The organism is Polaribacter sp. 2305UL8-11, from assembly GCF_058147165.1.
Genome location: NZ_JBYVJW010000005.1, coordinates 38,141 through 51,243 on the forward strand (window position 1 = coordinate 38,141; position 13,103 = coordinate 51,243).

Here is a 13,103-nt window from a genome sequence, read left to right on the forward strand (position 1 = left end):
TTATCATTTTATAACTACCCGCTAACTACCCGTTATTTTTCTTCATTTAGATAAAGATTTTGTAATTTTATACTTATAAAACTCATTATTATAGTTTGGAGGAATTATATGAAAAAACAAATACTACTTTTTAGTTTTTTGTATTGTTTAGTTACTACTACGCTTTATAGTCAAACTGTTTTTTGGACAGAAGATTTTGGTACTGGCTCGTGCGTAAACAGAAACCAGTTAGCAACCTCATACGCTAGTGTTAACGGTAGTTGGACACAACTTATTACGGCTGCAGAAGGTGCTGTACCCAATCAATTTTATGTAAGCCCTACAGAAGCTTTTACAGGAACAGGAAATTGCGGAGATGGATGTATAGGTAATGTCTCATTAACAAACCAAACATTACACGTAGGATCTTTAGGTGTAGGTCTTTGTCCTGCTGGAGATTGTGGAGCAACGTATAATACTAGTACTAATGGAGAAACACATAAGCGTATAGAAAGCCCAACCATAGATTGTACAGATAGAGAAAACATTACCGTTACTTTTGATTATATGATGTTTGGAGAACTAAATACAGATGCAGCTAGCTTTGCATATTACAATGGAACAACGTGGCTAAATCTTGTAGTTCCACTACCACAAACTACCTGTTGTGGAGGTCCTTGCGGTTCTTTAGGAGCAGTAGCGCAATGGTCTCCTACTAGTTACACGGTTAGTTTACCAGCAACTGCCAATAGCAACCCCAATGTAAGGATTGCTTTTGTATGGGATAATAATGGTAATAATTCACCAAACACTCCAAGTTTTGCAGTAGATAACATACAAGTTGCAGGAACTAGTATTGTTGTCCCTGTAATCACCGAAGGCGCAACCACAGATGTAACTATGAGTGAAGATGGAAACCCAACATCTTTTTCATTAACCTTAAATGCTACCGACCCACAAAATGATGTGTTGACTTGGAGTATTTTAACCCAAGCAACCAATGGTACAGCATCTGCAAGTGGAACAGGAAACTCTAAAGCTATTAATTACCTACCAAATGCAAATTATGCAGGAACAGACAGCTTTGTTGTACAAGTTTCTGATGGTACAAATACCGATAGTATTACTGTAAATGTAATTATAGAACCTGTTTTAGATATACCAACCACCCAAACCCTAACAGGCGCAGCAACAATAATTTGTCCACAAGATAATACATTGAGTTTACAAAACTCTGAAACCAATTTTAATTATTTCCTACGGAATGATGCCACAAAAGCAACAATAGGAAATGCACAAACAGGAACAGGAAGTGCTTTAAACTTTCAAACAGGTACAGTTTCTGAAACTACCGATTTTTATGTGTTTGCAGCCAACCCAAGTTATGCCTTAACTTTTGATGGCGTAAACGATTATGTTTCAATTCCACATGATAATTCTTTAAATTTCTCAACAGGAATGACCATAGAAGGGTGGATACATCCTACAAACATTACCAATGGTTTTCAAGAAGTATTTAGGAAAGACAATGCTGGCACAGGAAGAATTTTACTTTCTTTTCAAGATAATGGTACCACTTTAGCTTTTGGCACACACACCACAACAGATGGTTATACAGAATTAGATGTGGCTATAAATCCAGCAGATTATAACAATCAATGGGTGCATATTTTAGCGTTTTTTGATGATGCAACCAACGCTATGCGCATTTATAGAAATGGCGTAGAAATTGGTAGTAAAGCAAGTAATGGTGGACTGATAACACCTCCAAGCCCATCTCCTGGATATGTTGGATCTTGGAATGGTACAGGAGAATTTTTTCAAGGTAAAATAGCTTCTTTACGTGTTTGGAACAAAGCCTTAACCACACAACAAGAAATTAACCAAGCCAAAGACAATTTGTTTGTAGGTGATGAAAACAATTTGGTAGCCTATTATCCGTTTTTCGAAAATACAGGTACACAGCTTACAGATAGCTCTTCTAATACCAATAACGGAAATATAAATGGTGCAACTTGGTCTTCTGGTACAACAGGTGGTGTAGGTAAAATTGCTTCTAACACACAAACTATAACCTTTAACACACCAACAATTGTGTATGTAGATGCAACTTCCACAGGTACTAATTGTGGAGATAGTTGGGCAAATGCAAAAACCAATTTGCAAGATGCAGTGAATGCTGTAGCAAATGGGGGGCAAATTTTAATTGCAGCAGGAACCTATAAACAAGGTGCAGAAATTACCATAAACAAACCCCTAACCATAAAAGGTGGTTACCCTACAGGTGGTGGTACACAAAATATTGCGACACATACAACCATTTTAGATGGAGAAAATAGTTATCGAGTTTTAAAATATGATGTAGATGCCCACCAATTGATTGAAGGGATAACTATACAAAACGGTTTGTCTAATAATGATTTAGGTGGTGCTGGTATCTTATCTAAAAATTCAGCAAATGTTAGAAATTTTACACTGAATGATGTTGTGTTAAAAGACAACAACACTACAACAGCGAGTGCAGGAGGTGCAGGAATTTTTACTGTGGGAAATATTTATTTTAATCGATGTGTAGTTAGTAATAATGTATCTAATGTAGGAGGTGGTGGAGCACATACCATTTTTAGTATCGTAGCAACCGATTCAAAGTTCATGAATAATCAGGGAATTATTGGTGGTGCAATGTATGCTTTTAATAGTGTATCGTTAACTGATGTATTGGTGTCTAATAATACTGCTAGTCAACAAGGAGGAGGATTATTTGTTGAAAAAGGATTAACACTTATTAATGCAACTATTGTTAAGAACACAGTAAATTCTGCTGGAGGAGGTGGAGGAGTTTTTCAAACTGTTAATCAAAACACCACACTTCGAAATACCATAATTTCATTAAATACTGGTCCAGTAAACCCACAAGTTAACATTTCACACGCAGGAGGTACTATAACACCAAGCTATTCATACAGTTATATACAAGGAAAAAATTATACAGGTGCAGGAAATATAAATGATACCTCTGGGACTTTTGACCCTCTTTTTGTAGATGCTGCTAATAACAATTTTAATTTACAGAACACATCACCTTTAGTAAATGCTGGAAATCCAATAGAAAGTAGAGCTACAACAGATGTAGATGTTAATGGAAATACAAGAATTGTTTTTTGTAGCATAGACATGGGTGCTTTTGAAAATACCTTTCAAAGAACAGCAACTACTATTTATGTAGATAAAACGGCTACAGGCGCTAATAATGGTACTTCCTGGGCAGATGCTTTTACCACACTAACAGCAGCTTTAAATTATAGCTCTTGTATAGTAGATGATATCATACTAATTGCTGCTGGCACTTACCAAGAAGCAGAATATGTTATTAATGCAGTTAAAATTATCAAAGGAGGGTATCCAGCAGGTGGTGGTGTGCAAGATATTGATAACAACCCTACTATTTTAGATGGTTCTAATACACATAGAGTATTGCATGCTACACATACTACAGGAACTTTATATTTAGAAGGAGTTACCATACAAAAAGGTAATGTTAACGGTATATTTGGTGGTGGTATTTTATCACAGAATGGTAATATTAGCCTAAACTATTGCCAACTAACAAACAATACTTCTTCTTTTGGAGGAGGAATTTATACGAATACAGGAGCTATTACGTTAACAAACTCTCAAGTAACAAACAATACTTCTTCTTCTTCTTCTTCTTCTTCTTCTGAAGGAGGAGGAATTTATACGAATACAGGAGCTATTACCTTAACAAACTCTCAAGTAACAAACAATACTTCTTCTTCTTCTTCTTCTTCTTCTTCTATTACTAAAGGAGGTGGGATTTTTACGAGTAGTGGTAGTATTACCTTAACAAACTCTCAAGTAACTAACAATAGCGCTTCTTCTACTTCTTCTTCTATTTCTGCTTCTTTAGGAGGAGGAATTTTTACGTTTAGTGGAGCTATTACCTTAACAAACTCTCAAGTAATAAACAATAGCGCTTCTTCTTCTTCTTCTTCTTCTTCTTCTGTTAGAGGAGGAGGAATTTATACAGGTAATAGTGGGACTATTACACTAACAAACTCTCAAGTAACCAACAATAGTATTACTTCTTCTGTTCTTTCTGAAGGAGGAGGAATTAGAGGAACTACTATTTTACAAAACTCTATTGTATGGGGTAATACTAAAAGCACAGATGGAGGTGCAAATTTTACACCCAGTGAACACGAAAGTGGTACACTTACTGCCAATTATAGTCTTATTAAAAACCAAAACCCAACAGGTACCAATAATATAGATGCCACTATTGGTGGTTTTAACCCACTATTTGTAGATGAAGCTAATGGTAATTTTAGGTTACAAAATGGAAGTCCATTAATTAATGCTGGTTTAGATAGTTATAATACCACTTTAGCAGATTTAGATAATAATGCACGTTTTGTGGGTACTATAGATATTGGTGCTTATGAATTTAACAATGCTTCCAATGCCAATACGTCTTGGACAGGAGCAGCCAATACCTTATGGCAAGAACCCACCAATTGGAATAATGGTGTACCAGATGCTAACAGCAATGTTACTATACCCACAGGTTTAGGAAATTACCCAACTGTAACCAATCTAAACAATGCAACTACTTTTAATCTAACTAATAATACAGGAGGAAACTTGACAATAAATGCTGGTAAAGGATTAACCATTGGTAATAATCTAATTAATAACGGAACAGTTACTGTACATTCTAATGCAACCAGCAATGGAGCATTAGTAGTAAAAGGAACAGCTACAGGAAACATCACCTATAATAGATATGTAACAGACAATTGGCATACAGTTGGTGCACCAGTTATTGGTCAAAATATGAATAATTTTGCAGTAACCCATACAGCAAGCAACCAAGTAATCCAAAATGGAGATAATACCAAATATGCAATAGCACCTTATAATAATAATGTTTCTACCAATAATTGGGAATATGTTTTAGTTGCCAATATTGCATCTGATGGAAATTTTGCCAACGGAAAAGGCTATAGTATGAAACGTGCAGCTGCAGGCACATATTCTTTTACAGGAACTATAGAAAACAACAACAAAACTGTTACACTTATAGATGGCTCTAAAAACAATTGGAATTTAATAGCCAACCCATATCCAAGCTTTTTAAAGTTTAACAATTTGGCAGATGCAAGTGCTAATGTATTGTTGCAAAATGCAACACAATTAAATACCAATAATTTAGCTATTTATATTTGGGATGCATCAACCACAAGTTACAAACCATATAATCACGCCAGTACCAACTTGCAATATATAGCACCAGGACAAGCTTTTTTTGTGAATGTAAAAGATGGAGGAGGAACGTTTACTTTCAATAAAAACCTACAAACTCACAATACAGGAAATGTATTTGCAAGAAATTCAAATTTATTTTTTGAAATGAGTCTTAAGGTGTCATTTCGAGCATCGTCGAGAAATCTTACAAAATCAACAGAAATTAAATATTTAGAAAACACTACCAAAGGTTTAGATGTTGGTTATGATGCAGAAACTTTTACAGCACAAGACAATAGTTTTTCTGTTTATACCCATTTATTAGAAGATACCAACAACAAAGCCTTTGCTTTGCAGTGTTTACCACCCAATAATTTTGAAGAACAAATAATTCCTATTGGAGTAAATGCAGACGCCAATACAACAATTTCTTTTACAGTAGATGCTCAAAACATTCCTACAGGAATCAATATGTATTTAGAAGACAAGCAAAAAAATACGTTTACCAAACTAAATGACAATGGAAATTATGAAATTACATTGTCTGAAACACAAAGTGGAGTAGGGCGTTTTTATTTGCATACCACAAGTCAAGTTTTAAATTCTGATGAGTTCTCGACTGCAATTGAACAGACAAAAATATGGTTATCAGAAAATAGAATTCTAAAAATTGCTAATCTTTCATCAGAAAAAGCAACTATAAAACTCTTTGATGTGTTAGGAAAAGAAGTGTTTACCAAGTTTCTTACTTCCGTTCGAAATGACAACGTAGAAATACAGTTACCAAATAAATTACAGCAAGCAGTGTATTTGGTAAGATTGCAAACAGACAGTGGAGGAAAAATTAAAAAAATAATAGTAAAGTAAGAAGATGAAGCAAGAAATAAAAAACATTACCAGAAAAGAAGCTCTTAAAAAGATTGGTAAGTATGGTAAATATGCAGCCTTAACCTCTTTGGCTACTTATTTAATTTTAAACCCAAAAGCAGCGCAAGCTATGAGTGGTGCTGGACCAGGAGATGGTTTAGGTGATGATTTTTAAAGAATAAAAGTAATTAAGAATTGAAGCTTTATTACTATTATTCCCCCAAAACTCCAGTGAAATTTAGAGTTTTTTTTAAACTTTAAAGATGAATAAAATGATTGTTTGTCCTTCTTGTAAGTCAGAATCAAGAAAAAGAATCCGAAGAAAGTTACTATATAAACTTTACTGGGGTTCTAAATCTTACAAATGTGAAAAATGTTATTGCAAGTTTATTTGGTTTCCTTTTATAAATAAAAATGTAAGAATTAAATAAAATTAATGCATCTTTTCAAAGAAAGTCAATTGATAATTAGGCAGCAAATCAGGATTTGTAATTTTAATAATATCTTTTAAAACTAAATCGGGTCTTGTAGGCGCTAATTCATAGTAAATAACACCACCAGTTTTCCCTTTTTTGATTGATGGCGTGTAAATATTGTCTGTTTTAAAAGCTTTAAATTGATTATATAATTCATTACTCTTTAAAAGTTGTTCTTTGGATGAAAAATAACCAGGAGCAATCCAAAAGTCGGCATTAGCACCTTTGTCAAAAACACTTTCAAAGCTTAAAGATAAACTTCCTTTTCCTTTAGAATCTTGCCATAAATAATCAACATTAGCATCTTTTAAAAAAGCAGCCACAAAGCTATCTCCAGCAGGTAAATTCCAAATATCTTTACTCATAATAGCACCAGATAAAATTGTTGGCTTTTGGGTTGATTTTAAAGCGATTTTTTTTGCTTTTAGATAGTTTGTTTCAATCACATTAAAAATACTATCTGCATTTTCTTCTTTATCAAACAACACACCAAAAAACTTAATCCATTCTGCACGCCCTAAAGGAGTCTCTTCTAACCAATCACCATTATAAATTACATTTATTCCTGCCTTTTTTATGGTAGTTAAAGATTTATCTGCAGATGAAACACTATAGCCAACTACCAATTCTGGCTGTAAATCCAATAATATTTCTGTATTTAAAGAATTTTCTTTACCAATTTCGGTAATTTTTCCTGCATCAATTAAATCTCTTGTTTTTTCTGACGAAACATATTTAGCATAAGGAAAACCTACAATTGAATTTTCTTCATTTAACAACTCAACCATAGGAATATGTGTTGTAGAGGTAACTACTATTTTATTAACAGGAACTTGAATAACATCATTTTTAGAACCATTTTTTACAGACGATTTTTCTTCAATCAAGTATTCAAAAATATCTTTAGAGCCTTTGTAAGCAGATTTAATAATTAACTTTTTTATTCCATTTTTCTCAATAATATCGAAGCCTTTTGCGTATTTGATAGTACTTTTGGTTTGTGTGTTTTTATCAACTTTTAAAACTTCTTTCTTACAAGAAAAAGAAATAAATATAAGTAGCAATACAAATAAGATTTGAAAATTGTTTTTCATCAAAAATTAAATTTTAAACAAGATTACAAAACTATTTTCTAATAACAATAATTAAACTACATTTGCTTCGAATTTTGGTTTTGATGAAAGTATCATTTTTCATCAAATTAAAAGGGAATCTGGTTAAAATCCAGAACTGTACCCGCAACTGTAAGCTACAAAGCTTGTAACTAATTCTTATACCACTGACATATTTATTGTTGGGAAGGTTTGTTACAAGACGCAAGTCAGGAGACCTGCCATTTTCATAATTTTAAAATAATCTTCGGGATAAAGATTTATAAAAATGAATGTAAAACAAATATTTTTTGTTGTTTTTCTAATTTGTGCTGTAAGTATTTTACAGGCACAAAAAGATTCTGTAGACATTAAATTAAACGGTTTTTCTTTATCAATCTCTAAAGTAAAAGACTTTTCTAAGGGATATTATAAAAATTTAATTTCTGATAGCTTAGTTATAAGAAATATAAACTCTTTAACAGATATTTTAAGGTTTAACAGTTTTATTTACTTTAAAGAAAATGGTTTAGGAATGGTTTCTTCACCATCTTTCAGAGGCACAAATGCTTCGCAAACCGCAGTTGTTTGGAATGGAATTAACATCAACTCTCAATTAACTGGACAAACAGATTTTAACGCTATTTCTGCAAATTCGTATGATAATATTATTGTAAGAAGTGGGGGAGGAAGTGTGTTGTTTGGTAGTGGAGCAATAGGAGGTACTGTAAATTTAAATAACGATATTTATTTTGATAATAATTTAATTAAACACAATTTAAATTTAAATTACGGAAGTTTTAATACCAAACATTTAAGCTACGATTTTGTAAAGTTAGATGCTAAAAACTATTTAAATATTGGTTTAGGTTTTAATAGTTCTGATAATAATTTTAAATACTTAAATACTAACCTAACCAATGAAAATGGTAGCTATTTTAATTATAATTTAGACATTAATTTTGGATATAAAATTAATAAGAAAAATCAATTAAAATTCTACACAAATTCATTCTTCTCTGATAGAAATTTTTCAAGAACATTAAATGCTCCTTCAAATGATGCGTATGAAAATATTAGTCTTAAAAATTTACTAGAATGGAGTTTATCTTTATCTAATAAAGAAATAATTACAACTCGTATTTCTTATATTTTTGATGAATTTAAGTATTTTGATAATAATAAAAATCGCGATAATTTTTCTACAGGAAATACAAAAAGAAAAATAGCACAACTAGATTATAACAATGCTATTTCAAGAAAATTAAAACTAAACACAATTATAGGTTTTGAGTCTATTTCTGCTAACGGCTCTAACTTTTCTTCAAATAACAGAACAATTTTTTCTGGAGTGTTTTTAATAAACCATCAATTAACAAATAAATTAAGTTATGGAGTTCAGTTTAGAAAAGAGGTTCAAAATGATTTTGATTCTCCTTTCTTATATTCTTTAGGAATTGAACAAAAATTTAATAAAAATTACACACTTTCATTTAATACTTCTAAAAATTTTAGAGTACCAACTTTTAATGATTTGTATTGGAATCCTGGAGGAAACATCAATTTAAAACCAGAAAATTCTTATCAATTTGAAATTGGAAATGCATTAAATTTTAAAAACATGTCATTTCAAATTAATGGTTTTTTTATAAAGTCATCAGATTTAATTCAGTGGTTACCTAATAATTTTGGAGTTTGGAAGCCTATAAATACTGATAAAACTAGAAATTTTGGTTTTGAGTTTTCTTCAAATTTTAAAACTTCATTTAATAATCATTTTATAGATCTCCATACTAATTATTCTTATACAGATGCTAAAGATGTAAAAACGAATAAGCAATTGATAGCTGTCTCTAAAAATAGAGTTACATTTTTGCTAAATTATAATTATAAAAAATTTAGCGCTTTTTATCAACTGTTGTCAAATGATAAAGTTTCTTTTTTAGTTGATAAAATACCTGCTTTTTCAGTATCAAATCTTGGATTTAATTATAAAATATCAACTTTAAAAAACAAGCCTACAGTAGGTTTTAAAATCAATAATATTTTTAATAATAATTATCAAAATACCTTAAACAGGCCAATGCCTGGAATTAATTTTCAAATAACAACAAACATAAATTTTTAAAAAAATGAATTTCAAAAAAGTAGTATTTTTCGTAGCAATATCAGGTTTTATATTTGCTTCTTGTAGTAATGATAACGAACCAGATTTACCAAAAGGAGATTATGACAAAGGAGTTTTAGTGGCAAATGAAGGAGCCTTTTCTGGAGGAACAGGAACAGTAAATTTTATTTCTGACGATTATTTAACAACAGAAGAAAAAATTTATAAAAAAGTAAATAATGAAAACATTGGAACCATTTTACAATCTATAGGGTTTAATGGCGATGACGCATATTTAATTGCAAATGTTGGAAATAAAATAGCGGTTGCAAACAGGTATACTATGAAAAAAGTTACTGAAATTACTGGAGATTTAAACAACCCAAGATACATTGCTTTTGTAAATGGAAAAGGATATGTTACCAATTGGGGAAATGGTTCTGACAAAACAGACGATTTTATTGCGGTTATAGATTTAACCACAAACACAATTTCTACTAAAATTTCTGTTGCAGAAGGTCCTGAGCAAATTATTGCAAACGGAAACACTTTGTATATATCTCACAAAGGTGGTTGGGGTTCTGGTAATTCTGTAACTGTAATTAACTCTGCTACAAATACAGTAGAAAAAACAATTACAGTTGGAGATATTCCAGATGAAATGGTAATTGATAATAGCGGAAATTTACTTGTTTCTTGTGAAGGTAAAGCAAAAACTTCTTGGAATCCGACTGAAGTTTTAGGGAGTATTGTAAAAATTAACACAGCAAATAATACTAAAGTTTCTACAATAGATTTTGCTTCAGGTTTTCATCCAAATAATTTAGTTCTTAGCAATAATAACATTTATATATCTACTTCTAGCAAGATTTTTAAAATGGATGCATCTGCAACTAGTATACCAACATCAGAAATTATTTCGACACCTGTAAAAAGTTTTGCTATTTCTAGCAATAAAATTTATGTTACAGATGCAAAAGACAATAAAAGCAATGGTAGTTTAAAGATTTTTGACCTTAATACAAACACTGAATTAAAACAATTTACTGTTGGTTTAATACCAAGTAAAATATATTTTAATTAAGAACTTATAAGTTAAGTTTTAAAATTTTGATTTTATAATTGGGAAAATAAAGTGAAAAAGAAAAGAAAGTACAATTATTAAATTCCCCTAGTTTATGAGGTTTCTCATAAATAGAAAAGTCTTCTTTTAATTAAGAAGGCTTTTTTAATTATAACAACTTCTTTACTTCATTTTTAATAAAAGCAATTGCAGTTTCTGTTGGTGGAGTAGATGTTGAGTAGTCTATGAACACATTTTCTCTTAAATCGTTAGCAGAACTAGAATTTTCTGCAACTTGTTTTAATTTGTTCATCACAGCATTTTTAGAAGCTACAATGGCTGTCCAAGAATCATTAGAAATGTAAATTTGCTGCACTAAATTATGTTCAAATTCCTGCTCTATATTAGCAATTAATAATTGTAAATAATCATTTGTATTTACAGATATTGGTGGTACACGCATTAGCATTTTTACAGGGTTTATCCTGTCACAAAACAACAGCAAACGTTCGTAAGCCTGTAATTTAATAGGCAAAGCTTCTTTTTTTTATTGCGCAATTAATTCTAATTTTTTTTCGTTTTTTTTACTATTGATAAATCCGTTAAACATATAATATGCAACAAAACCTGTTACAGCTGCAGGTAAAATATAACCAATACTTTCTAAAATTTTATCTTCCATAAATTACATAAGAGTTACAAAATACGAATATAAGATTCCGATAATAATTGCCAACCCAAAACTTAATAAAGTACCAATTAAAATATATTCTGTGAGTTTTCTGTCTTTTGATGAAGTTAAATCTCCAAATCTAAAAACAGACTTTGCAGCCAATAAAAAACCAATAGCTTCCCAATGATTTGTAATTACAAAAGTAAAGACAAATAAACGCTCTAAAATACCTATATAACGCCCTGCTTTTGCCAAAGAATCGTCATTTTCTTTTTTGCTTTCAGGATTCCATTGTGTAATAAAAACTTTTATAATAACTGCAGATACGTTGGTTATTAAAAGAAAACTAATACATAATAGCAGTGTTTTACTTGTAAAAAACGCATCAAAATTAAAACTGAATTTGGTGTAGAATGTTACCACAAAAACTATAACTAAAAGATGTAAAAATTGATCTATAAAAAAACAAGTTCGTTTTGTTTTTTTCTTTTGAAGATAAAGTTTTAGCAAATCAATACTATAATGAGAAACAATTATTAACAAAAAACTTAACCAATACTCTTGCAAATTAAATTGTAGAACCAGCAATAGCAAAATTGCATGAATCCCAATATGATAATATAGTTTTACCGATTTTATTTTCTTTTCCTCTTTATCTTTCACCCATTTTTCTGGCTGAAAAACAAAATCGCCTAAAATATGAGCCAATAAAAATTTTAAAAATAGAAGCATTATTTAGATATTCTTTGGTTGATGATTTTTCTAAAACGAGTTTCAAGATTCATAATGGGGTCAAAGCCAGCACGTTTTTGACGCTCACTAACTCTACCTTGTGTAATTCCTAAAATTTCTGCGATTTCATTTTGAGTAGCTCCTCTATTTTCTAATGATAAATTAAAAACTTCTGCAGAATTTTGTGTCCAAGAATCTATGGTTAATAAAGCCAAATCTAAGGCAATATTTATCTCTTCATCAATCTCTTGCCAAGGTGTTTTTATGGCTAAATTTTGTTTTTTTAAATAATTATCAAACGCAAAACCAGAGTTTATAAAAGCTTCTCCATTAGATTCTGTAATATTTACATCTTTATAGGCTGTTTTACCTATTCCAATTCCAATTCTAACATCAATATCTTCTGTTTTCTTTAAGTGAGATTTTATTTTTAAAACGGCAAACAGTGCTTCTTCTGGGTTTTTCACCTCTAATTGAAAACTATCACCTCTATAAATCTGCCAATTTTTGGGCGATTTGCCAAAAGTTTTTAAAGTTTCTTTTAAAGCCTGTAGCCAAAAAGTATCACTTTTTTTTCTTGAATTTATAATATCTCCAGTTAAAATACTTGTCATTAAGTATACAATTTATCTTCAAATGTAGGATTTATTTACTAAAATACCAAAATTATCTGCCTATAACCAGATATTTTTATTTATCTGCCTATAACCAGATATTTTTATTTATCTGCCTATAGACAGATAATTATTAGGTTGAATTAGAAATAATTCGATTATTCGTGTTTTTTTACCATACTAAATCATTTGTGCATTCGTAGTGAAAAAAGTATAAGTCTATTCTACCTAATAAC

General features: G+C 30.7%; 9 protein-coding genes and 1 riboswitch. Of the genes, 4 read left to right on the top strand and 5 right to left on the bottom strand.

The window, feature by feature from the left end:
• Positions 1–108 precede the first annotated feature (108 nt).
• Together ACY2RW_RS05850 and ACY2RW_RS05855 are read left to right on the top strand one after the other, a co-directional pair.
• The gene (locus tag ACY2RW_RS05850) at positions 109–6,111 is read left to right on the top strand and encodes a DUF8693 domain-containing protein (RefSeq protein WP_490121769.1); all 6,003 of its coding nucleotides are present in this window, start codon (positions 109–111) and stop codon (positions 6,109–6,111) included.
• 4 nt (positions 6,112–6,115) lie between these two features.
• Positions 6,116–6,286 carry a hypothetical protein gene (locus tag ACY2RW_RS05855; RefSeq protein WP_490121770.1) on the top strand — a complete coding sequence of 57 codons (171 nt, stop codon included), beginning with the start codon at positions 6,116–6,118 and terminating at the stop codon, positions 6,284–6,286.
• Between the two features lie 258 nt (positions 6,287–6,544).
• Here ACY2RW_RS05855 and ACY2RW_RS05860 read toward each other — a convergent pair whose 3' ends face one another.
• Positions 6,545–7,681, bottom strand: coding sequence for an ABC transporter substrate-binding protein (locus ACY2RW_RS05860; RefSeq protein ID WP_490121771.1), 1,137 nt, complete (start codon positions 7,679–7,681; stop codon positions 6,545–6,547).
• A 58-nt stretch (positions 7,682–7,739) separates the two neighbouring features.
• A riboswitch (cobalamin riboswitch) is annotated at positions 7,740–7,939 on the top strand.
• A 28-nt stretch (positions 7,940–7,967) separates the two neighbouring features.
• Between ACY2RW_RS05860 and ACY2RW_RS05865 the strand changes: the two genes are divergently transcribed.
• Positions 7,968–9,806: a TonB-dependent receptor plug domain-containing protein gene (locus tag ACY2RW_RS05865; protein WP_490121772.1), complete on the top strand. Its 1,839-nt coding sequence runs from the start codon at positions 7,968–7,970 to the stop codon at positions 9,804–9,806.
• 4 nt (positions 9,807–9,810) lie between these two features.
• Positions 9,811–10,869: a YncE family protein gene (locus ACY2RW_RS05870; protein ID WP_490121773.1), complete on the top strand. Its 1,059-nt coding sequence runs from the start codon at positions 9,811–9,813 to the stop codon at positions 10,867–10,869.
• Between the two features lie 148 nt (positions 10,870–11,017).
• Here the strand turns inward: ACY2RW_RS05870 and ACY2RW_RS05875 are convergent, their stop codons facing one another.
• The 4 genes from ACY2RW_RS05875 to ACY2RW_RS05890 are packed head-to-tail and all read right to left on the bottom strand — an operon-like array spanning position 11,018 to position 12,867.
• Entirely contained in the window at positions 11,018–11,383 is a 366-nt protein-coding gene (locus tag ACY2RW_RS05875; protein WP_490121774.1) for a DUF7935 family protein, read from the bottom strand.
• A gap of 12 nt (positions 11,384–11,395) precedes the next feature.
• Positions 11,396–11,530 carry a hypothetical protein gene (locus ACY2RW_RS05880; protein WP_490121775.1) on the bottom strand — a complete coding sequence of 45 codons (135 nt, stop codon included), beginning with the start codon at positions 11,528–11,530 and terminating at the stop codon, positions 11,396–11,398.
• A 3-nt stretch (positions 11,531–11,533) separates the two neighbouring features.
• On the bottom strand, positions 11,534–12,253 hold the full coding sequence (locus ACY2RW_RS05885) for a DUF3307 domain-containing protein (RefSeq protein WP_490121776.1): 720 nt from the start codon (positions 12,251–12,253) through the stop codon (positions 11,534–11,536).
• Positions 12,253–12,867, bottom strand: a complete 615-nt coding sequence (locus tag ACY2RW_RS05890; protein WP_490121777.1) for a SatD family protein — start codon at positions 12,865–12,867, stop codon at positions 12,253–12,255. Before ACY2RW_RS05890 ends, ACY2RW_RS05885 begins: the two co-directional genes overlap by 1 nt.
• Between the last annotated feature and the right edge of the window lie 236 nt (positions 12,868–13,103).

Excerpts from the sequence above, each read along its gene's own strand:
- ACY2RW_RS05870 (WP_490121773.1), top strand. The coding sequence starts at position 9,811 with ATGAATTTCAAAAAAGTAGTATTTTTCGTAGCAATATCAGGTTTTATA.
- ACY2RW_RS05855 (WP_490121770.1), top strand. The coding sequence starts at position 6,116 with ATGAAGCAAGAAATAAAAAACATTACCAGAAAAGAAGCTCTTAAAAAG.
- ACY2RW_RS05880 (WP_490121775.1), bottom strand. The coding sequence starts at position 11,530 with ATGGAAGATAAAATTTTAGAAAGTATTGGTTATATTTTACCTGCAGCT.
- ACY2RW_RS05850 (WP_490121769.1), top strand. The coding sequence starts at position 109 with ATGAAAAAACAAATACTACTTTTTAGTTTTTTGTATTGTTTAGTTACT.
- ACY2RW_RS05885 (WP_490121776.1), bottom strand. The coding sequence starts at position 12,253 with ATGCTTCTATTTTTAAAATTTTTATTGGCTCATATTTTAGGCGATTTT.
- ACY2RW_RS05890 (WP_490121777.1), bottom strand. The coding sequence starts at position 12,867 with ATGACAAGTATTTTAACTGGAGATATTATAAATTCAAGAAAAAAAAGT.
- ACY2RW_RS05865 (WP_490121772.1), top strand. The coding sequence starts at position 7,968 with ATGAATGTAAAACAAATATTTTTTGTTGTTTTTCTAATTTGTGCTGTA.
- ACY2RW_RS05860 (WP_490121771.1), bottom strand. The coding sequence starts at position 7,681 with ATGAAAAACAATTTTCAAATCTTATTTGTATTGCTACTTATATTTATT.